Source organism: Porticoccaceae bacterium LTM1, from assembly GCA_030252795.1.
Classification (GTDB): Bacteria; Pseudomonadota; Gammaproteobacteria; order Pseudomonadales; family Porticoccaceae; genus SCSIO-12696.
Window position 1 is genome coordinate 2,807,046 of record CP127080.1, and the last position, 22,530, is coordinate 2,829,575.

General features: G+C 51.2%; 19 protein-coding genes. 11 read left to right on the forward strand and 8 right to left on the reverse strand.

What is annotated here, in order from left to right:
* Nucleotides 1-516 precede the first annotated feature (516 nt).
* Complete coding sequence (locus QP938_12240; GenBank protein ID WIO74058.1) at nt 517-972, reverse strand: hypothetical protein; 456 nt, start codon at nt 970-972, stop codon at nt 517-519.
* Nucleotides 973-1,425: 453 nt separating this feature from the next.
* Here QP938_12240 and hemL point away from each other — a divergent pair, with 453 nt between their 5' ends.
* The 4 genes from hemL (at nt 1,426) to QP938_12260 (ending at nt 5,968) form a co-directional block, all read left to right on the forward strand.
* A complete protein-coding gene (hemL, locus tag QP938_12245) occupies nt 1,426-2,706 on the forward strand; it encodes a glutamate-1-semialdehyde 2,1-aminomutase (GenBank protein ID WIO75663.1) in 1,281 nt (426 codons plus the stop codon).
* A gap of 249 nt (nt 2,707-2,955) precedes the next feature.
* Complete coding sequence (gene hemB, locus QP938_12250; protein WIO74059.1) at nt 2,956-3,966, forward strand: porphobilinogen synthase; 1,011 nt, start codon at nt 2,956-2,958, stop codon at nt 3,964-3,966.
* 82 nt (nt 3,967-4,048) lie between these two features.
* Entirely contained in the window at nt 4,049-4,774 is a 726-nt protein-coding gene (gene rsuA, locus QP938_12255) for a 16S rRNA pseudouridine(516) synthase RsuA (GenBank protein WIO74060.1), read from the forward strand.
* 156 nt (nt 4,775-4,930) lie between these two features.
* The gene (locus QP938_12260) at nt 4,931-5,968 is read left to right on the forward strand and encodes a methyltransferase (GenBank protein WIO74061.1); all 1,038 of its coding nucleotides are present in this window, start codon (nt 4,931-4,933) and stop codon (nt 5,966-5,968) included.
* A gap of 115 nt (nt 5,969-6,083) precedes the next feature.
* Here the strand turns inward: QP938_12260 and QP938_12265 are convergent, their stop codons facing one another.
* From QP938_12265 to mrcB, 3 genes are read right to left on the reverse strand one after another with little or no spacing between them, the layout of a single operon-like run.
* Nucleotides 6,084-6,419, reverse strand: a complete 336-nt coding sequence (locus QP938_12265; protein ID WIO74062.1) for a PilZ domain-containing protein — start codon at nt 6,417-6,419, stop codon at nt 6,084-6,086.
* Nucleotides 6,420-6,453: 34 nt separating this feature from the next.
* Complete coding sequence (locus QP938_12270; protein ID WIO74063.1) at nt 6,454-6,951, reverse strand: hypothetical protein; 498 nt, start codon at nt 6,949-6,951, stop codon at nt 6,454-6,456.
* Entirely contained in the window at nt 6,952-9,273 is a 2,322-nt protein-coding gene (mrcB, locus tag QP938_12275) for a penicillin-binding protein 1B (protein WIO74064.1), read from the reverse strand.
* 92 nt (nt 9,274-9,365) lie between these two features.
* Here mrcB and QP938_12280 point away from each other — a divergent pair, with 92 nt between their 5' ends.
* Together QP938_12280 and QP938_12285 are read left to right on the forward strand one after the other, a co-directional pair.
* Nucleotides 9,366-10,355 carry an adenosine kinase gene (locus QP938_12280; protein ID WIO74065.1) on the forward strand — a complete coding sequence of 330 codons (990 nt, stop codon included), beginning with the start codon at nt 9,366-9,368 and terminating at the stop codon, nt 10,353-10,355.
* Between the two features lie 139 nt (nt 10,356-10,494).
* Complete coding sequence (locus QP938_12285) at nt 10,495-11,136, forward strand: HD-GYP domain-containing protein (GenBank protein WIO74066.1); 642 nt, start codon at nt 10,495-10,497, stop codon at nt 11,134-11,136.
* A gap of 10 nt (nt 11,137-11,146) precedes the next feature.
* On the opposite strand, the gene QP938_12290 is transcribed toward QP938_12285, so the two are convergent.
* The 4 genes from QP938_12290 to QP938_12305 all read right to left on the reverse strand — a co-directional run bounded on the left by QP938_12290 (nt 11,147) and on the right by QP938_12305 (nt 17,487).
* Nucleotides 11,147-13,276, reverse strand: a complete 2,130-nt coding sequence (locus QP938_12290) for a TonB-dependent receptor (GenBank protein WIO74067.1) — start codon at nt 13,274-13,276, stop codon at nt 11,147-11,149.
* Between the two features lie 131 nt (nt 13,277-13,407).
* Entirely contained in the window at nt 13,408-15,891 is a 2,484-nt protein-coding gene (locus QP938_12295) for an EAL domain-containing protein (protein WIO74068.1), read from the reverse strand.
* Nucleotides 15,892-15,924: 33 nt separating this feature from the next.
* Nucleotides 15,925-16,992 carry a DUF2333 family protein gene (locus QP938_12300; GenBank protein ID WIO74069.1) on the reverse strand — a complete coding sequence of 356 codons (1,068 nt, stop codon included), beginning with the start codon at nt 16,990-16,992 and terminating at the stop codon, nt 15,925-15,927.
* A 39-nt stretch (nt 16,993-17,031) separates the two neighbouring features.
* The gene (locus QP938_12305) at nt 17,032-17,487 is read right to left on the reverse strand and encodes a copper chaperone PCu(A)C (protein WIO74070.1); all 456 of its coding nucleotides are present in this window, start codon (nt 17,485-17,487) and stop codon (nt 17,032-17,034) included.
* A 401-nt stretch (nt 17,488-17,888) separates the two neighbouring features.
* Between QP938_12305 and aroQ the strand changes: the two genes are divergently transcribed.
* From aroQ to QP938_12330, 5 genes are all read left to right on the forward strand, one after another.
* A complete protein-coding gene (gene aroQ, locus QP938_12310; protein WIO74071.1) occupies nt 17,889-18,335 on the forward strand; it encodes a type II 3-dehydroquinate dehydratase in 447 nt (148 codons plus the stop codon).
* Nucleotides 18,336-18,368: 33 nt separating this feature from the next.
* On the forward strand, nt 18,369-18,830 hold the full coding sequence (accB, locus tag QP938_12315; GenBank protein ID WIO74072.1) for an acetyl-CoA carboxylase biotin carboxyl carrier protein: 462 nt from the start codon (nt 18,369-18,371) through the stop codon (nt 18,828-18,830).
* A 14-nt stretch (nt 18,831-18,844) separates the two neighbouring features.
* On the forward strand, nt 18,845-20,185 hold the full coding sequence (accC, locus tag QP938_12320) for an acetyl-CoA carboxylase biotin carboxylase subunit (GenBank protein WIO74073.1): 1,341 nt from the start codon (nt 18,845-18,847) through the stop codon (nt 20,183-20,185).
* 430 nt (nt 20,186-20,615) lie between these two features.
* A complete protein-coding gene (locus QP938_12325; GenBank protein WIO74074.1) occupies nt 20,616-21,317 on the forward strand; it encodes a hypothetical protein in 702 nt (233 codons plus the stop codon).
* Nucleotides 21,318-21,481: 164 nt separating this feature from the next.
* Entirely contained in the window at nt 21,482-22,519 is a 1,038-nt protein-coding gene (locus QP938_12330) for a hypothetical protein (protein ID WIO74075.1), read from the forward strand.
* Nucleotides 22,520-22,530 lie beyond the last annotated feature (11 nt).

A 22,530-nucleotide genomic window follows, 5' to 3' on the forward strand; every position in this document is an offset into this window, starting at 1 on the left:
CAAGCCTAAAGCTCAAAATAGTGACCAACGCTATCCAAGCAGGTACAAGCAATAGGACTACGGTTTGAGACATAATAGTCAGATTAATCAACTTCCATACTCCTTGTATTTATAATAGTTTGATTATGACGAACAGTCACAAGGCGCTCACCATAACGGTTGACGAAACGTCGCGTTCCAGATTTGCCGGGCTTGAGGGTTTTAAGCACATCCATTGCAATCTTCCATTTTTGGAGAGGAGCGTGGCCATAGCCTTTATTGAGGGAACTGAGGCAATTGGCTACTTTTCAACCACGGCACCAACTCTAGCATTTCATTATTAGAGTGGCTAGCGCTAATCCTCTGGAGATTACGCAATTGTTTTTGTGGCCGTGCACGCCCTTTAAATGCCTTCCGGCTTTATTTATTAATTCAGCATATCGCAGCAATGATCCTTAAATGTCATCCAGACAAAATTGAACACTGCTGCGATATTCGGTTTAAACAATACTGATTCTGTAAACAGTCTTTACGCGCTTAAGAGAAAGAACCCCAACCTCCACCGGGGGTACCCAGTTGAACGCCAAGACCGTAAAACTCTCCATGGCCAATATACTTGCCGTTTTTAAACCAGGTGACCTGGAATCCACCGCCTACAACACCCACACTGGTGGCCTCAAAACTAATACCTGAAGCACCCTTGAGGGTATTGGGGTCGACATTAAAGGTTGCCTGACCACCGAGTGAGCCAGTAGCACCCAAACCAACAACCATCCCTTTACCATTGAAGGTCAGGTTTGGTCCGCCGGGAAATGACAGGTTACAGTCGACCTGAAGATAGGCGAAAACGTAGGCGCAGGATCCGGAAGCCTTGTCTGTTGTCCAGCTCGCCGCATCTACCTTCAAGTCTGCATATCTCTCAGCCATCTCAACATAGTGTCTTGTGATGGCATTATGAGTATCCTTGCTACGCATAGTGACGTCTTGATTCATAACATTTACTCCTTAAACATTACGTATAGAGGCTATTTTTTTTGCAGCATGTTGCTACTGGTATGTAGCCTCGAATCACACCAGTTCCTGAAAATTGCATATGACAAATGGATGCTCACGCCCCAAGGCTCTCTGGACATGAGTTTCCGGGACAAGATGATCTCGATGGTGCTCAGAAGTTTAATTTGACGGGGTCCACTCGATGGCAAACAACCAGCCGTAGTTCGCTGTCGTGCCAGGGAATGCATGAAGTCGGGTTGGATTGGAATGTGAGCTTGAGTCTCCGGCACTTCCATTTGCAAGCTTCCATATGAGACCGGGAAATCCAATGGCCTTTAATGCGACAAGTTGCGATAATTAGCAGCTTTCATTCAAGGCTGTGGTTCTAAACTTTAGTTCAATACTTAACAGAGTCAATGATCCAGCCGAACAAACAGGATTATTATCGTGACCATGCAACGCTCCGAACAGCTTTTTGAGGCCGCCCAGCAACATATCCCCGGCGGGGTGAATTCACCGGTGCGGGCGTTCCGCGCTGTGGGTGGCACGCCGGTGTTTTTTGATCGCGCCGAAGGTGCCTACCTGTTCGATGCTGACGGCAACCGCTATGTGGACTACGTGCAGTCCTGGGGGCCGATGATTCTTGGTCATGGTCACCCGCAAGTGCTGGACGCAATTCGCACTCAGCTGGACAAGGGCCTGACCTTTGGTGCCCCCACCGAACTGGAAACTCAACTGGCCGACGCAATCTGCGAGCGTGTGCCGGGTATGGAGATGGTGCGCATGGTGAACTCCGGCACCGAAGCAACCATGAGCGCGATTCGTCTGGCACGTGGCTATACCCGCCGCGACAAGATCATCAAATTTGAAGGCTGCTACCACGGCCACTCCGATTCGCTGCTGATCAAGGCCGGTTCCGGCGCACTGACCATGGGCGTGCCGACATCCCCGGGCGTTCCGGCAGCGCTTGCTGAGCACACTATCACCCTGACCTACAACGATATTGAAGGTGTTAAAGCGGCCTTTGCCGAATTGGGTGATGAAGTTGCCTGTGTGATTCTGGAGCCTGTAGCTGGCAACATGAGCTGCATTCCACCGGTGCCGGGTTTTCTGGAAGCCCTGCGCGAAGAGTGTACCAAGGCGGGAAGCGTGTTAATTATTGACGAGGTAATGACCGGCTTTCGTGTCAGCCGCACCGGTGCCATTGGCCACTACGGTGTAGACGCAGACCTGATCTGTCTCGGTAAGGTAATTGGCGGTGGTATGCCGGTAGGCGCATTTGGTGGCAAGCGCGAAATTATGGAACAGATCGCTCCACTGGGGCCGGTGTATCAGGCGGGCACCCTGTCCGGCAACCCTGTGGCTATGGCTGCGGGTCTGGCAACCCTTAAGCTGGTAACCGAAGAGAGCTTCCATGCGCCACTGTTCAAGCGCACCGAGGATCTGGTGAACGGCCTGCGCGAACGTGCGGCAGCGGCCAATATTCCGTTTACCACCAACCATGTCGGCACCATGTTCGGGCTGTTCTTTACCGAGGCAGAATCGGTGAGTAACTACCAGCAGGTGATGGCGTGCGATACCCAACGCTTTAACAAGTTCTTCCACGGTATGTTGAACGAAGGTGTGTATCTGGCACCGGCCAGCTACGAGGCAGGCTTTATGTCGGCGGCGATTACTGATGAAGATGTGCAGTTTACGCTGGATGCGGCTGAGCGGGTGTTTGCGACGCTGTAAGCCGGACCTCGGAATAAAATATCGTCACTCCCGCGCAGGCGGGAGTCCATTGTTTGTGGATCCCCGCCTGCGCGGGGATGACGGTAGAGTGTTGCGGGGATGACGACAGAGATTACAGCCGCTACTAATGCTACTCTTAGCACCTCTGAATTAATGCCAGACTGAGCAAAGCGGGCAACACCGCTATAGCAGGCAATGAGATCCATTCGTCGCTTTGCTCCTCAGGATGACAAGACAAAGGAATTCCCCATGCCCAAGCAAATTACACCGCGCTATTTCCCCATCACCCGTATGCGCCGCAATCGCACTGACGACTTTGTGCGTCGTATGGTGCGCGAAAATCGCGTTACTGTGGACGACCTGATTTATCCGGTGTTTGTGCTGGGCGGCAACAATGAGCGGGAAGCGATTCCTTCCATGCCGGGCATTGAGCGACTGAGTATTGACCTGCTGGTGAAAGAGGCCAAACTGCTGGCCGACTTGGGTGTACCGGCGATGGCCCTGTTCCCGGTAACGCCACAATCCGCCAAGTCGGAAATGGCTGAAGCCGCCTGGGACCCGAACGGCATTGCCCAAACTGCGGTAAAAGCGCTGAAAGATGCGGTACCGGAGATGGGCGTGATTACCGATGTGGCTCTGGACCCGTTCACCACCCATGGCCAGGACGGCATTATTGATGACACCGGTTATGTAATGAATGACTTCACGGTAGAGGCGCTGATTAAACAAGCGCTCTCTCATGCCGACGCCGGTGCCGACATTGTGGCACCATCTGACATGATGGATGGCCGCATCGGCGATATTCGCGACGCGCTGGAAGAGCACGGCCACGTAAATACCAAGATCATGGCCTACTCCGCCAAATACGCCAGCAGCTACTACGGTCCGTTCCGCGATGCGGTAGGTTCGGCAGGCAACATTAAAGGCGGCAACAAATACAGCTACCAGATGGATCCGGCTAACAGTGACGAAGCGCTGCACGAGTGCGCCCTGGATCTGGCCGAGGGTGCAGATATGATTATGGTGAAGCCAGGTATGCCGTACCTGGATATTGTGCGCCGGGTAAAAGACGAGCTGGGTGCACCGACGTTTGCCTACCAGGTGAGCGGCGAGTACGCCATGCACATGGCGGCCGCACAAAATGGCTGGCTGGATAAAGAAGCGGTGATGATGGAATCGCTGCTGGCTTTTAAGCGAGCCGGTGCCGATGGCATTTTGACTTACTTTGCGAAAGAAGCGGCGTTGCTGCTGAATAAATAAATCGTCATTCCCGTGAAAACGGGAATCCATCATTGCTCACAATGGATCCCCGCCTGCGCGGGGATGACGCACTGAGAATTAAATGCGCCTCGATAAATTTTTATCCAACGCCACCGACTTCTCCCGCTCCGAGATTAAAAAGTTGATCAAGGCGGGGGAGGTGACTGTGGATGGCATGTCCGCATCCGGCCCAAACCAGCAGGTAAATGAAGATAGTGATATCTGCCTGTATGGCAATTCGGTCAGCCAGCCAACAGCACGCTATTTTATGCTCTATAAACCGGACGGTTATGTGTCGGTGACCAAGGATGCCGAGCACCCGACCGCGATTGATTTGTTGGTAGATGAACCACGCAGTGGTGAGTTGCAGATCGCCGGGCGACTGGATCTGGATGCTACTGGTTTGTTGTTGATTACCGATGACGGCCAGTGGAACCATGCGCTGACGTCGCCGAAAAGCGACTGCAAAAAAACCTATCTGGTAACGCTAGCGAATCCGATTTCGGAAAACGATGCGGAGAAAATTGCCCGCAAGTTCAGCGAGGGCGTTTGGCTGGATAATGAAAAGCGCCGCACCCTGCCTGCGGTACTGGAAATGATTTCCGGGACTGAAGCGCGGCTAACCATTGCAGAAGGAAAATACCATCAGGTGAAAAGGATGTTTGCCTCACAGGGCAATCGGGTGGTGACACTGCATCGCGAACGGATTGGCGAGATTGTTCTGGATGCAGATATGGAGCCTGGGGAGTATCGGGCGCTGACGGAAGACGAGATTGATAGCGTGTGGAATTCAGGTGGCGGCAAGTAAGCGCCGGAATCCTTCGCTGCACTCAGGATGACAGGCCTGCAACCGTCACTAGTACCTCGTCACCGTCACTCCCGCGAAGGCGGGTATCAAGAGTTTTATGGATCCCCGCCTTCGCGGGGATGACAAGTAACGTTAACCAGTAATTGAAAATCATTTATGAGCGACAACTGTTTCGGCCAACTGCTTTCTGACATTCACTCCGGCGAAGGTAAAACCCTGCTGATTGTGGATGAAAATCTTCCAGACGCGCCATTTGCGTCACTGGCTGGTCGCGACCTGTCGCTACTCACCAACCGTTTTGATATTCACCAGCAGGCCGTTGCCGCCAAACTGGATGCGCACTTCAGCGATTTCGATACCACGGTATTTGCACCGCAAAGTTTTCAGCGCATCTGTTATCGGGTTTCAAAAGAAAAGCCGGTGGTGCATCACCTGATCAATCGTGCCTTTGATTTATTAGTCCAAGGCGGCGAGTTGATTTTGTCGGGCGAAAAAAACGACGGCCTGAAAACCTACGCCAAAAAAGCCGGTGAATATTTTCAAAGCGACGTGCACACCGAAAAAGATGGCAACTGCTACACCGCGTATATTGCCAAAAACTCCGATGAAGCCGGTGAGCCACTGGACGATAAAAATTACTCGGAATTGCGCTCTTTAATCTCTCTCGACGATGAACAACTGTTCAGCAAACCGGGTGTGTTTGGCTGGGATAAAATTGATCGCGGCAGCGCTTTTCTGGTTGAGCATCTGCCGCAGTTTTTAAAACATCTGCCCAAAGAAGCCGCCCTGCTGGATTTGGGTTGCGGCTACGGCTATATCGCCAGCTCGGCACGGCAGTATGGTTTCGAACGCATTGTCGCCACTGACAACAACGCCGCAGCACTGGCTGCCTGTAAAAAGAATTTTGAGTTGCTGAACATTAACGGCGAAGTGATTGCCGACGATGCCGGCAGCAATATCCGCGAGCGCTTTAATGTGGTGTTGTGCAATCCGCCCTTTCACCAAGGCTTTGCCACCGACGGGCGTTTGACCGACAAATTCCTCGCCACGACCAAACGGGTGTTGCGCCGCAGTGGCAAGGGATTATTTGTAGTAAACAGTTTTGTGCCGCTGCCGCAAAAAGCGAAGCAGTACTTTGATCAGGTAGAAATCGTTGCGGAAAACAAAAGCTTTAAGTTGGTTGCTGTAAGCTAGGAAATAACTCAAGAATGCCATTCCCGCGCAGGCGGGAATCCACAGGCACATGAAAATATGGACTCCCGCCTACGCGGGAGTGGCTAAAATGGAATTGATCAGATCTTCCTTGATTTTATAAATCTAACTGCTGCAACACCGCAAAGGCTTCGGCTTCCATATCGAGTATCTGGCAACCGACTGGCGTGTCGCCGTCGCTGTTGGTATCACCCACCCAGCGGCACTGCACTTTTATTTCCATCCACGGTAGTTGAACGTCACCCTTGGTAGACAGTTGCAGCTGCATTACCTGACCCAGTTCACAGGGCTGTTCACACAACAGCAAGATGCCTTCGCGGTGGACATCGGCCAATTTACCAAGGCTGTTGCCTGTCTCAATATCCATGGCATCAATCAAGCCGTGAATGTCGTGCCGATGCAGGCGGCGCTGCTCTTCAATGGTCAAATTCATCAATTTGTTACTCTTATTATCGTTTTTAAAACCGTTACTTCTGACGCTCAATGTCGGTGAGTATATCTTTCAGCTGGCTGTAACTGTCGCTCTTCTTATCGGTCACAGTCAGCCCCTGGCGGGCAAACTGTTCAGCACGGCTGAGTTGCGACATCGCCAGGTAATTATGCGCCAGCAGCAGATATATATCGGCCTGATAGCGGTCAATCCTTAGCGCACGTTCAGCAACACTGATCGAAGCGTCGTAGCTTTGCTGGCTATACAGAGACCAACCCTTCTCCAGCAAGCCATTTACCGCACGCTCGGTTTTATTGGAATCAGCCTGGCCGGGCACAATGGCCACTGGCGAGGCAGATGAATCCGGTTCAACCACTGGCGCTTGTTGCTGCGGCGCTGAGCTGCCCGCCTCTTCCACTGGCGCGCGATATGGGCCGTTACTGGGTGGGTAAGTTACCGGCTGCGAAGACGGTGGCAGAGTGGTACAACCCACCGCCGATAATGTCAGTGCAGTCAGCAGTATCTTTTTATTCATTTAATTGCCCCATAAATCCTTAAACCAGTCCACCACCGATTTTCTCGGCTCCTCATAACAAGGACCTTTTTCGGTTGGTTCGGTGCCGTTGATAAACGGCAAATAGCGAGCGTCTTTACAATCTTCGCCACTGAGACGATTTTGTGCATCAACCCATAGGTAGCTTACCTCTTGCGGCTTGCGAAATGCCATCGACTCATTGTCGATGCCGGCCATCAGGTCTGTCCAAACCCTGAGCGCGCCGGTACCACCGGTCAGCGGCATGCTGCTGTTGTCGTCCATGCCTAACCACACAACACTGAGGTAGTTACCGCTAAAACCTGCAAACCAGCTGTCGCGTTGGTCATTGGATGTGCCGGTCTTGCCAGCCACCACCATCTCCTGTGGCAAGCGGGAGTAGGCATTTTTGCCGGTACCTTCGCGCACTACAACCTGCAGACCGTATTGCAACAGGTGCATGCTTTCGGCACTGAAACGTTGCTCCACTTCGTGAGCGTAACGGCGCAGCGGCTCGTTGTCTGCGGTGTAAACCGCATCGATGGCGCTGAGCCGGGTGTAAAAACCGTCGGCGGCAATGGTGTGGTAGATCCCTGCTATTTCATAAGGTGACATTCCGGTGGCACCCAGCAACAGCGAGGGCACCGGATTTACTTCCCGCTCCAGACCGAGTCGCTCAAGGGTATCAACAACGGTTGGCACCCCGAGCTCCATACCCAGACGTGCAGTAGCGAGGTTGTAGGATTGCCCCAATGCCTCGTAAAGCGGTACATCGCCGTGCTCTTCACGGCCATAGTTTTTCGGCTGCCAGACCTGGCCGTCCTGGGCAGTGATACTGAATTCGGTATCGCTGATCAGGGATGACAAGGTGTAGCGCTGCTTTTCCAGCGCGGTTAAAAATACCGCTGGCTTGATGGTGGAACCCACCGGACGAATGGCATCGAGAGCGCGATTGAAGCCGGCAAATCCTGGCTGGCGACCACCGGCCAGCGCCACCACTTTGCCAGAGCCAACACGAGTGACCACTGCGCCCGCTTCCAGCTTGTCTTTCTCCATGCGATAGCCCTGCTCGAGATTAGCGAGGCGATTGCTGATACTGCGCTCCAGCTGCCACTGCACCTGCGGGTCAAAACTGGTAAAAATACGCAGCCCTTCGCTGCGCAGATCCTCGGCGCTGTAATCCTGTTGCAACTGGCGCTTCACCAGATCGAGATAAGCCGGGTAGCGGTTAAAGGCGGTGGCACGCTCTGATACCACACCAAGTCGTTTCAGTTTTGCCCCCCGTGCCTGATCGCCACTGATCATGCCGACTTCCGCCATTACATCCAACACCAGGTCGCGGCGCTGTTTGGCTCGTTCGGGGTGGCTCCATGGGTCGTAGTAGGAAGCACCTTTCACCAGCCCGACCAGTAACGCCACCTGATGCAGTTCAAGCTCCTGTACCGGCTGGCGGAAGTAGTGACGGCTGGCAAGGGCAAAGCCATGAATGGCGCGGCGACCAGCCTGGCCCAGAAATACTTCGTTGAAATAGGTTTCGAGAATTTCCGACTTGCTGTAGTGCAACTCCAACAGCAACGCCATGGGAATTTCCATCAGCTTACGCACCAGGGTACGGTCCTGGGTGAGATAGAAGTTCTTCACCAGCTGCTGGGTAACGGTACTTCCACCTTGACGCATTGAGCCGGATTGCAGGTTAGCCTTCATGGCGCGAGCGATTCCACGCAACGACACACCGTGGTGCTCATAAAAGCGGCGGTCCTCCACCGCCAGCAAACCGTCTACCAGATAGGGCGGCAGCTCTTCCAGTTTTACCAGTTCCCGATCTTCCAGGTGGGTTGGGAAAATACCGCCGATGCGCACCGGCTCCAATCTGGCTACGGCCACGCGCCCATCATTGGAGTCGAGCCGCTCCAGCAGGCCGTCATCAAAGCGCAGGTCGAGAAAACGTGCCGGCTCCTCGCCATCCCAGAATCGAAATCCGCGGCTGTACAACTCAACGTGATCGCCACTGATTCGATACTGACCAGGCTGACGCGGTTGGCTCGACTGGCGATACCCCAGTTCATCCAGCTCCCAGGCCAACTGGCTTGGCGTGAGAGCCAATCCTTCATAGAGATCCAGCGAACGGCTGTATACATGGGCGGGAAGAGCCCATTTGCGGCCTTCAAACTTGTCGCGAATCATCAGGTCCAGAATTCCCAGCCCGACGATGGCGATCACAAAACCCCACAGCATCGTCTTCCAGAACAGACGACGCCAGAAACTGGTTTTTTTCGTATTGCGGCCCTTTTTACGGCTGACCTTGCGCTTTTTTCGAGTGGCCAAAAAACACCTGCTTGCTGTTATGACTTGCTGAACTCACGAGAGACAGGATAATAGCCTCCTCAGTTGTAGACAGGAACCGGTTGGAAAAATTTATGGCCAAATACGATATTTATGGGGTGGGCGCTGCGCTGGTGGACACCGAAATCGAAGTACAGGACAGCGACCTGCAAACTCTCAGCATCGACAAAGGCCTGATGACCCTGGTTGATGAGGCCCGCCAGGCAGAGCTGATTGCACATCTGTCGGATCACCTCACCACTTCCAAACGCGCCAGCGGCGGCTCCGCAGCCAATACCATAATTGGCGCCAGCTACTTCGGTGCGAGCACCTATTACTCCTGTAAGGTAGCCAATGACGACAACGGCCGTTTTTATCTTCAGGATCTGCGCGATGCCGGTGTCGACTTCGTCAATGGCGAGCTACCTGAAGGCACCACCGGCAAATGCCTGGTGCTGATCACTCCGGATGCCGAGCGCAGCATGAATACCTTTTTGGGTATTAGCGAAACCCTGTGCCCCAACAACCTCAACCCGGACGCCATCGCCGAGTCCGAGTACGTTTACCTGGAAGGCTACCTGGTGACTTCCGCTACCGGCCGCCCGGCAGCTATTGAGGCGCGCAAACTGGCAGAACAGTCCGGTGTTAAAACCGCGCTGAGCCTGTCCGACCCGGGCATGGTTATGTACTTTAAAGAGGGTTTGCAGGAGATGATCGGCGATCGCGTCAATCTGCTGTTTGCCAACAAAGAAGAAGCGATGGGCTGGACCGAAACAGACAATATCGAAGCCGCCTGCGAAGCAATGAAAGCGACTGCCGATTGCTTTGCCATCACCCTGGGTGCCGAAGGTGCAATTTTGTTTGACGGCGAGCAGTTACACAAAGTGGATGCTCCGTCAGTAAAAGCCATCGACACCAACGGTGCCGGCGATATGTTTGCCGGTGCGTTTTTGTACGGTATCACTCAAGGAATGAGCTATCCGCATGCAGGGGCACTGGCCTGCCGCGCCGCGGCGCAGGTGGTAAGCCAATACGGGCCGCGCCTGAGGGCGGAGCAGCATCAAGAGGTCCTGTCCACTATTTAACCCCTTCTTCCTGGAACTGACTCTTCTGGCAAAGCGAAGATTGTGCGCTATTGTTAGTAATCAGGGCCTGCTTACAAAAGTTATTGTAAACAGGCCCCAATCAAAGCAATGGATTACCGTCAGTAACAAGGAGAACAATATGGAGCAGGCCTACCGGTCTTTCAACACGGATGGTTTATCACTTCGTCAATCCCCTCAAGCTCACTCCGTTTTTTTCCATACCATCGAGTCACTGGGCCGAGTAATGGAGATACGGGACCTCTATGTCCATTCACATCAAAACAGTGTTTCCAGCCTCGCCTATCAGATTGGCAAGGTTATGGGGCTTGATGGCGATTCACTCCAGGGACTGAAGTTTGGTGCAGCCTTGCATGACATCGGAAAAATTGGCGTGCCATCCTCAATTCTGAACAAGCCGGCAAAACTATCACCAGAAGAGTTTGCGCTGGTAAAAAAGCACTGTGAAATGGGCTATCAAATTCTTCAGGGAATTGAGTTTCCGTGGCCAGTAGCCGATATGGTTTACCAACATCACGAACGATTGGATGGATCGGGTTATCCGCGAGGACTAAGTGGAAATGAAATTTTACTGGAGGCGCAAATTATCAGTGTCGCAGACATTGTTCACAGCATCAGCGAAGAGAGACCGTATCGACTTGCGAAAGGCTTGTGCAAGGCGAGGGAGGTAATCACTGAAGGGTCAGGCAAATTTTTTCACCCTGAGGTGGTCAGGGCCTGCCTGAGTATCATTCAACCCAGAGATGCAATCAGCATCTACTAGGGCCTGTTAACTACAGGCTTAGCCTTACGCCAAACTTCAGCCCACGCCCCGGCTCATTGCTGCCGGAACCGTGACTGCGGTATGCCTCATCGAAGAGGTTGTTGATGCCGAGGGTGATATCGGTATTTTTATTCAGCTGGTAGCCAGCCATCACATCCACTACCGTATAGGACGGTGTTCCGCCGGGTGGAATTCGCTGCAGGTCATCCTTGTCGGCGGTGTTCAGGCGATCGGCTTTTTCTGCATGAATCAGGTCCATCCTCGCCCAGGCAGTTTTGTCCTGACTGTCCCAGGACAGAGCCAGGTTTGCGGTCATTGGCATGATACGACTCATTGGCTCCGTGACCTGAATGGTTGATCCCGCTACCGGATAGACATCCAGTTCTCCGCGTAGCCAGGTAATATTGCCACTGGCGGTAAAGCCGCCACCCAACTGCCAGTCTGCGGTCAGCTCAACTCCTTCAATAAAACCGCTGGAGCTGTTCTGTTTGCTTACCTCGGTCATACCGTCGACGATCCTTCCGGTCGGCGTACTGGTTATAAAATCGCGAATATCCGTGTAATAAGCAGTTGCAGTAAAAGCCAAGTTATCCCAGCGTGCTTTTGCACCAATTTCTCCGGTGAGAAAATACTCGGGATCGAGATTGGTTGCTGCCACTTCGGTTTCGTTGCTGCGACTGCCACCAAAGCGACTGATATCGGCAATATTGGGGGCTCGAAATGATTGGCTTAACCCGGCCCAGAGATTCCAGTCCGTTTCACAGGCCGGCTGAAAACTGACCCGCAGTGAACTCACCAATGCATTCCAGCGATTGTCATAACTGTCCGGAAGACCTGTCTCGGGTGATTCAAATCGACCTACTTCGGCACGAGTACCGGAGAAGCGAGTTCCCGCACTCAGCGCCCATTGCTCATTAACAGGAATGTCAGCCTGCAGGTAAACACCCCACTGATCGTAACGGGCATCGTCACCCACCGGCCCCTGTATGCGAACGGCTTTAACTGAACCATCAAAATTAAAATCGACGCGACCGGTATCTACCTGATCGCGGTAAAAATCAAATCCGTAGGTAAATTGCACCGATTGCCAGTGACTGTTGAGCTGCAATTCGGCACCGGTCATTTCGGAATCAAAAAAGTCCTGAATAGAAGCGCCACTGGAGCGAACCCGCTCGCCGTCTTCATCCCAACGCTGTTGTGAAACGGTAAAGGCTGCTTTATCCAGCCAATCGTTTAAATCACTGCCCGTCAATCTCACATAACTAAAGCGACGCTTTTGATCTTTTAAGCGACGCTGATCCGAGCCCACATCAGAACCCGCGAACGATTTCGAATAAATAGTGGAGTGTGTGCGCCACACATCGTCCTGCATTAATTGTTGATGCACCAGTGTTAACGCCCAATGATCGCTTAATTGAGAATCAAGACGGGCATCCCAGCTTTTCTCGTCGTATCCCGTGGTTGGCAATTTCCCAAGGTTCGCCGCTTCGACATCGCCAAAGTTTTTATAACTGAAGCCCAGCAGCGCCCCCCATTGACCACCCTCGCCTACCGACAAAGTAGTTCGACTCAAGTGGCTGTTTTCAGCACTGGCATAACGGTAACTCTGACTGGCATTCCAGTAATTTTCGTTCTGTGTTTTATCTGAATAATTCGAGCGAGCGGTTTGTATATTAAGTGCACCACCTATGGCATCACTGCCATAAGCGGCTGAAGATGGGCCGCCCAATAACTCAATCCGGGAGACCGTATTGAAGTCAATCAGCCCGAAATATTCATTCGGCCCATCACGATAAACGGAGTTGTTGTAACGAATGCCATCAATAAGTGCCAGAGTACGATATCCGGTAAACCCCCTGATAAAAGGAGAGCCATGGCCGTTGGCCGTTTTCTGCACCATCACTCCCGGCAAGATCTTTAAAGCCTCTGGCAAAGTACGCGCTAATTTATGATTCAGGCTTTCACTATCAACCACTCCAACACTGTAAGGCATTTCAAATGTCTGCTTTTTAATGCGAGTGACATTTACCACTGTTTCTTCAATAGTCTGGCCGGAGTTCGCCAACACCGGAGAGGCAGATAAAACAGAAATAATGACACTACTCAAAGCGCAGGGAGTGAAAAGACTAGAGATATCCATGGGACTTCAACTGCGAGTTCGTTAACTTTCTGAAAGTTTCAGGCTTGCCCTTCAAAAACACTTCAAACAGAGAACACCCTACCCAACAATTGTTGCGTCAGGCAGGGGCATTCTGTGTTTTTGAAGCAATCTTACAACTGCTCAATCGGCCTCGGCTGGGCAACGTGATACCCCTGTACATAATCGATACCAATTTCCCGCAACATCGCCATCTGGTTTTCATTTTCAACACACTCTGCAACGGTGTGTATTCCCATGATATGGCCCAGGTGATTGATGGTACTGATCATTGAGTAGTCGATATCGTTAAATTCCATTTTCTTGATAAAGCTGCCATCGATTTTCAGGAAATCCACTGGCAGCTGCTTGAGGTAAGCAAACGACGACAGACCGCTACCAAAATCGTCCAACGAGAAATAACAGCCCTTGGCCTTCAGGGCACGAATAAACTCCATGGCGCGATCAAAGTTGCGTACCGCAGCAGTTTCGGTGATTTCAAACTGAAGCTGCTTGGGGTCTACTCCGGTTTCATCCAATCGACTCAACACGTACTCACGGAACCCTTCATCACCAACGGAGTGACCGGAAAGATTCAGGCTGAAGCGCTGCTGATAGCTGTGCTCCTGAGAGCGCTGTTCCTGCAGATAAGAAAGCAGCCTTTCAAAGGTCCAACGATCCAGATCATCGATCAACCCATAATGCTCAGCGGCCGGGATAAACTCGCCCGGAGGCACAAGCTTGCCTTCCCTATCCACCATACGCACCAGCAACTCATAGTGGCGAGTGGTGAGTGCCGCTCGAAAGGTGGGCACAATCGGTTGTGCGTAGAGTACAAACCGGTCTTCTTCCAGCGCTTCGGTAATTCGGGGAATCCACGCTGCAACACTTTGACGATGAGCAATATCCTGACTCTGGTACTGAAAGTGAACCCGATTGCGCCCCGACTCACGAGCAGTCGCGCATGCCGCTCCTGCCGCTACCAGCACATCAATCTCGGTGCGGGTATCGCTGTTAATAACCTTGCCACCAATGCTGGCACCAATACGCAGCCTGCGCTCCCCCCAGGGGAAGCTGAAGGATTTAATTTGCCAGAGCAACTCCTCGGCAATCTCCCGTCCCTCTTCACCACCTTTGTTGCGAAGCAGTACGGCAAATTCATCGTTCCCCAAACGCGCCACCATATCGACATTGCTAACATGGCGAGTAAAGAGTCGCGCAAACTGTCGCAACAACTCATCACCGGCATTGTGACCACAGGTATCGTTAATCACTGAGAAGTTATAAAGGTCTATATAAAGCAGCGTGTGGGTAGTGCGATTCTGTTGAGAGTCCTCAATCAGTCTTGCCAGCTCAGCCTCAAGCTGTCGACGATTGGGGAGTTGAGTCAACGGGTCATGCAGGGACTGCCATGTCAATTTGCTCGACAGTCTTCGGGATTCGCTCACCGCGCGGAAAACAACCACCACACCAACCAATTCATTGCGGCGATTGCGCAACGGCGTCGCAGTAGCCATCATACTGACCGGATCCTGCCCGGGTATACTTAAATGCGCGCCTTCAGGCAAGCTCACCACGGTACCTCGTGACAAGGCTTCTGAGGCCGGGCAAGGCAGCTGTCGCCCGGTGTCATCACTAAAAGTCAGTAACTCTTTAACCAACATCCCTGTGGCGTCGTTGGTGCGCAGCAGTTCTTTGCCCACCGGGTTGACGTGCTCTACCAGCCCCTGGTCATCGGTCATCAGCAGACCATCGGCAACTTGCCCGAATACCGCGCTGATCAATTCCCTTTGTCGAAAGAGGCTTTCCTGTGTACTGCACAGAGCCGTTGCATCACGGACCGTGACCACATAGTTGTCCGAGTGAGTTACCGAGCGAAACGCCTGTACCTGTACGAACAGGGAGTGACCATCTGCGGTCGCGGCCTCAAGCAGGTTTTCACTCTGCTGGCGAACTTTATCCTCCAGATGGTACTTCAGGTCGCCCTCTGGCAATTCGGCCAAATCCGGTAGCAATAACCTGACAGGAGCACCCTTAAGCTGCTCGCGGTTAAAACCAAACATGGCCTCGGCAGCCGGGTTAAAATCCTGGATTGTGCCAAATTTATCCAGCAACAAAACAGCAAGCCATTCGGTCTCCATGTAGGCTGGCATTTCGCCATCAATTACCGGGCTATCTGGCTTGCGGGCTACAACCGCCATCGGGTCGTAAGGAGCCTCGTCAATTTGTACGAGACACAATTGACCATGTTCAGATTCTATAGCGCTGAGGCTAACGCGATGAAGAGGCAACTCCCGGTCTCCGGAAGTCATGGCACGCTCAATGGAATCAAGGCGCTCTGGATCAATATTCTGGCTCCAGCAAACCTGTCCGCCCTGTTTTATCACCCGCTCAATGACAGAGCAAAACTCGGTACCAGCCAAATTCGGGAAAACACTGTCCAGAGATTCTCCAATTACATGCTGATCAGGCATGCCGCTCCACTGTGCAATCCAGTCGTTCCAGAATTTCACACGCAGATCCTTGTCCACCAGGGCTATGCCAAGTGGCTGGGCAGCGATCACTTTCTGCAACAACTCCAATTGCTGAAGACTATCCATGGACGTAAGGCTGTTCACAGGTACAACACCTCAGTAATTACAGTTTAATTGTTATCCCTGCGCCAATAATTCACGCAGATCAATCAATGCCGCATTCGCACGACTGATATAAGAGGCCATCACCAGAGAGTGATTGGCCCACAACCCAAACCCGTTGCCATTGAGAATCAACGGACTTCTGACCGGTTGCTGGGCACCTTCAAGTTCGCGAATAATTTGTCGCACACTCACTCGTGCATTTTTCTTTTCCAGAACGTCGGCGAAATCCACTTCAACGGCTTTTAAAAAGTGCATTAATGCCCAGGAGCTGCCGCGAGCCTCATAAAAGACATCATCAATCTCGAGCCAGGATGTTTTCACTTCCTGATCCTTAGGTGCCGGGGTCGCCTGACGAGCCGCCGGATCACCAGCCAGATCCACATTGAGCTGTTGACGGCCCACACTGGCGCTCAGTCGCTGTGAAAGGCTGCCAAGCTTGGTCTCAACAACCCGCAACCAGTAATTGAGATTATCTGCGCGACTGTAGAACTGGGCATTAAAGTCATCATTATCCGTAAGCCGGTCGAGGTAGGATTGCAGATGTTTTATGCCATCCCGATATTCCGACTCGGTTGCAGGAAACAACCAGCTTTGATGGTCGTAATTCAGACGGGACTTGGCCAGCACCAGATCGGCATCGTCTTTGGATTGTGATTGGGATCGACTGAAAGCCTCTTCCATAGCCTTGGCCAGTTCGCGGGCCTGGGTCAGCGCCCCGTACTCCCAACTGGGAATATTGTCGAGCCAGACTCCTGGAGGGGCAATGTCATTACTCAGGTAACCGCCACGCTTATCCAGCAGGGTTTCTGTAACGCGAATCAAGGTCGTTGTCGTGGTGACTCCAACTATTGAGTGATTATCGCCAGATTTGGTCCGGGCATTCTCCACTACACTGAATGGTTCCGGCTCCTGGCTCCAATACCAGCCAATCAAACTGCAAATCAGCAAAAACGCTGCAATACCAACCAGTAACCACTTTAAATAAGGTGCATTATTCTTTTTAAAATAGTCTTCGCTAAGCCCCTGACCTAAATCACGAGCCCTGCCCAACCAGTTCGCTCGCCAACCGGAAAAGCCCACAGATCACTCCTTTTTTGATCACCCCGAATGGGTAATTCTTTATTCTTTGTTTGGATGACGCACCTCTGCGTCCACTGCCAGATTATCGCAGTCTTCAAACTCCAGTGTCAGCTGGATTTTGTCGCCATGCGACATATTTCTGGATACACCGTACAACATAATATGAAGGCCACCCGGCTTAAAGATGGTCTGCTCACCGGCTGGCACAACCACTTTATCCACTTCACGCATTTTCATCAGGCCATCTTCAAGGATGTGATTGTGCAACTCAGCCCTCTCGACATTGTCGGCAGTTGCAGCCACCAGATGGCATGTCTGATCACTTTTATTATCCAGTGTAAAGAATGCCGCCGTTACGGTTCGACCGGAAGGTATGGCCCGAACGTATGGGTCAACCACCTCCAGCTTTGCTGAGTCATCCGTGAAACACCCCGTCAACTGTGCGCACAACAACCCTACCAACACCACTGAACAACGCTTGAAAATTGAATACATTACCGAGTCCCTGAGACCTATAGGTTAAGCGCAGTCACTATAGCACGTAAGTAGCAGGTGCTATAGATTGCCAAGCCAAACCCTCCCCCCAGAACTCAACAAACAAGTTGGCAGCAACTTAACAACAAATAAAAGCTTTTTTGCCACAAATAAGATCACAATCGCAAAACTTACCCAATAGTTACGCAATTGAGGCGTGAAGTGCTGCAATCTCGCTGCGTTCTGGCAGGGATCCTGCTTTACAACCAAGCCAACAACTCAAACTTATGCGCAATATACACAAGAACTTGCTGCGATTATCCGCGAAAAATCATTAAACCGTAAAAAATTGGACATAAAGAATATTTTGGTGCAGACTTCTGGCAACCTTTATCAGGACATAACGCTCGGACAGAGATACCATGGCGACCATTCTAGTGCTGCACGGCCCCAACCTTAACCTGTTGGGCACTCGCGAGCCTGAGATCTATGGCTCCACCACCCTGGAAGATATCAACCGCCAATTGACCGAGACCTGCCTTAATGCAGGGCATCACCTACAAGCCCTGCAAAGTAATGCCGAATATGAACTGATTGAACGCATCCACGATGCCCGCCGCGAGGGGGTGAACTTCATCCTTATCAATCCAGCGGCATTTACTCACACCAGCGTAGCACTACGGGATGCCCTATTGGCTGTAGATATTCCGTTTATCGAGGTCCACCTCTCCAATGTGCACGCCAGGGAGCCCTTCCGGGAACACTCCTATTTTTCAGATATTGCCGAGGGCGTTATTTGCGGGTTTGGCCCACAGAGCTACCAGCTGGCCCTGACCGCCGCACTCAACGCCCTCGACAGCACACAATAACTTTGTTTAAAACTCAATAATTCAGGAATCATCATGGACATTCGCAAAATTAAAAAACTGATCGAGCTGCTGGAAGAGTCCGACATCGGCGAGCTGGAAATTAAAGAAGGCGAAGAATCTGTACGCATCAGCCGCAATGGCCCAACTGTAGCCGCAGCAGCACCTGTACACTATGCCGCAGCGCCGGCCCCGGCTCCAGCGCCTGCAGCCGCACCTGCCGCAGCCGCCCCTGAAGCTGCTCCGGCAAGCAGCCAGCCGGAAGGCCACATTATTGCCTCTCCAATGGTAGGCACTTTCTATCGCTCTCCGGCTCCCGGCTCTCCTGCCTTTATCGAAGTTGGCCAGAGCGTAAAAGCTGGTGACGTATTGTGCATCGTTGAAGCCATGAAGATGATGAACCAGATCGAAGCCGACAAGTCCGGCGTTATCGGTGCCATCCTGGTGGAAGACGGTGAGCCGGTTGAATTTGACCAGCCGATGATCACCATCATCTGATCCGGGAGTCACTCATGCTGGAAAAAGTACTTATCGCTAACCGCGGCGAAATTGCCCTGCGGATTTTGCGAGCCTGTAAAGAGCTGGGCATCAAGACCGTTGCCGTTCACTCCAAAGCGGATGCAGAGCTGAAGCACGTTCGCCTGGCAGACGAGTCGGTCTGTATTGGCCCGAACCCGTCTACCGAAAGTTACCTGAATGTACCGCGCATCATCAGCGCCATGGAAGTCACCGACGCCGTGGCGGTTCACCCTGGCTACGGCTTTTTGGCGGAAAACGCCGACTTTGCCGAACAGGTAGAGAACAGCGGTTTTACCTTTATTGGCCCAAGTGCTGAGGTAATTCGCCTGATGGGCGACAAGGTTTCAGCCATCGCCGCGATGAAGGCAGCTGGTGTGCCAACCGTACCCGGCTCCAACGGCCCACTTACCGACGACAACGAGCGCAGCCTGAAAATTGCCCGCGAAATCGGCTACCCGGTAATCATCAAGGCCGCCGCTGGCGGTGGTGGTCGCGGTATGCGCACGGTGCACACCGAAGCGCACCTGATCAACGCCATTCAGATCACCAAATCGGAAGCCCGCACTGCGTTTGGCGACGACACTGTGTACATGGAGAAATTCCTGACCACACCTCGCCACGTGGAAATTCAGGTACTGGCCGACGGCCAAGGTAATGCCATCCATCTGGGTGACCGCGATTGCTCCCTGCAGCGTCGCCACCAGAAGGTTCTTGAAGAGGCACCGGCCCCGGGCATTCCCGACCACGTTCGTCAGGAAGTTTACGATGCCTGCACCAAAGCCTGTATCGACATCGGCTACAAAGGCGCCGGCACCTTTGAGTTCCTGTATGAAAACGAGCACTTCTACTTTATCGAGATGAACACTCGTGTTCAGGTAGAGCACCCGGTTTCCGAAATGATTACCGGCGTCGATATCATCAAGGAACAACTGCGCATTGCCAGCGGCGAAAAACTCAGCCTCAGGCAGGAAGACATTGTTTTCCGTGGCCACGCGTTTGAGTGCCGCATCAATGCCGAAGATTCGAAAACCTTTATGCCAAGTCCAGGCAAAGTCACCAACTACCATGCCCCTGGAGGTTTTGGTATTCGCGTCGACTCACACCTGTACAACGGCTACACCGTTCCGCCGCACTACGACTCCATGATTGCCAAGGTAATTACCTACGGCCGTGATCGCGCAAATGCCCTGGCGAGAATGAACAACGCTCTGGACGAGTTAATCATTGAAGGTATTAAAACCAACCGCGATCTCCAAAAAGATCTGGTCAATGATTCCGAGTTCAAACGTGGCTGCGTCAATATCCACTACCTCGAGAAAAAACTCGGCTTGTAAACCTGAAAAAGCCCGGCTTCTGCCGTAATGCCAGTCAGTTAAGCAGCTGACTGGCATTTTTATTTCCTCATCGCATAGCGCTGCGGTCGCCTCCTTACCGCCCTCAGATAGCTGCGGTCCCGCCGATCCAGGAATAAGTGCAATGGAATAAGTGGGGGAACCCCAAGAAGCTTAAGTAAGTGCCATTTTCATCCGACCCCACTTATTACTTTTTCCTCCACTATACTGTTTCGATAAAAACCTTTTTACTCACCACAATGACCCCCCCGTCATTTTGGTCGCTCAAAGCATGGCCGCTCAATTCAAAATATGTTATTGATCTTCATGACAACGAAGCTTTGTCATTATAAGCATGGAACGCATATATCAATTCATTTCATAGAAATATACGTCCCCTGCACTTATTCATTAGACACTTCAAGGAGGATGTATGAAGCTCATCAAATCACTAGTAGTTGCAGTTTTTTTCACAATATCTGCTACAACTTGTTTATCAGCTGAAAACCATTTATTACCCGAACTCCTTTCTTACCTATCTGATGACGATACAGATTATCTGATGAAAGACTCTGACATAGACAAGCAGATCAAAAAAAAGATTTTTGAAATTCCATCTTACGGCATTGCCAAAGTAAACTTTAATGCCTTTTCTGACAGCGAAGGATTCTTAGTTACTATGCCTGACGGCATCTCAGTAAAGATTACTCACAAGAAGTCTACCTTTCAGAAGGATGCAAGTACTATTTGGAAAGGATCGATAGATGCCATTTATGATGAAAACGATACAGCAATCCAATTTGATTCGAATGATTTATTGATACGAAGCATAAATAACGCTTCTTTTCTTATTCAACAGAAAAAGCTCAAAGAGCCGAAAGAGGAGCCATTAGATGAGACTGCCTCAATACTTCCATCATTAGATAAGGGAAAAACAAAGAAGAAGCACTACATGCCATCCTTAATTGGATCAATAAAAATTTTTTATAAAGGGAAGAACTATATAATCGACCCAATAAAAAAAGATCCTCAGCTCGCACTTATCATTGAAACTGGCCATGCAATGCGGAAGGATGAAATGATTAAGTTTGAAAAGCGGTATCAAAAATACCTAAAGGATAATAACCTTAATTAATAAAGGAATAACTACTCAATTGAATGGAGGCTGTAACGATGAGATATCTATTTTCTCTCGCTTTTTTGTTTATCATTTCCTGCTCTTCTTATTCTGCCGACTCAACGATTAAGATACTATTTGGTTATACGTCGACAGCTGACCTTACCGATGCGTCTCGATAAATGATGAACATGATGGATGTATGGTCACAGTCACAGGAACTCTCTGGAATTCCTTTCCCAGTAGAATTAGAATTTGTGGTTCCATACCCTGTTCTGTTCACAACCTTAGATGGAAGTTTAACACTAGGCAGTTTACTTCAAGAATTAGACACCCAGTCACAGCATATGCCAGGGCCAAGTGACCCCGGAAGCGAACTGAATTGGCGAAGAGCTCAATTTAAAGCTGATGTGGTTTTAGTATTTACTGGTACTCCCTCGCCTGTCGGTATTTGCGGAAAGGCAAAACAACCCTTAAATTGGAATTTAGGGGCTGGCGGATTTCTGCCATTAGACCCAGATATCCCAGGAACAGACAGGAGATATAAAGACACTCATTTTTATGGTGTCATAGCCACTTCGCAGCTATGTATAAACAACCAGTTAACAGCAGCTCATGAATTGGGCCATATACTTGGTGCAGGACATTATTCATCTTCTGGGCTGTATTCAGATAGTCGAGGATATCATGCCACCTCAGGCATCTTTGGGGAGAACGTCTATACAGTAATGACTTCAGTCGATGACTTACCAGAGGAGACCTGGAGAGACTATGAACAGGTTAAAACATTCTCGCACAATAATTTTGCATTCCATGGTGATGATGACCATGAAAATCACCGTGCTGTAGGAACCACGGCTTTTTCTGTAGCCAATTACTATACTGCTCCTCCTGAACCTGAACCAGCTGTCTTAGTACCCCCTATTAACCTTTCGGGTATTCTTTTAGGTCATTGTGATCCCCCTCCGTATACACATCACTTGATATTATGGGAAGAGGGGGGAAGCACAGCTCAATACACTCACTTTGAAGTTTGGTATAGCCAGCCAATTGGCCCATATTTGGTATATGGGTGGTCAACTGGATTAAGTGAATTTACCCAATCTTATGTCTATGGTGCAGATGCCCTTGTTGTTATCAGGGTCTGCGATGACCAAGGAAATTGTTCTGATTTTTCAGAGAGTTTTTTTATAGCTAACTGGAGCTGCTATTTTCAATAGCTAATTAAGTT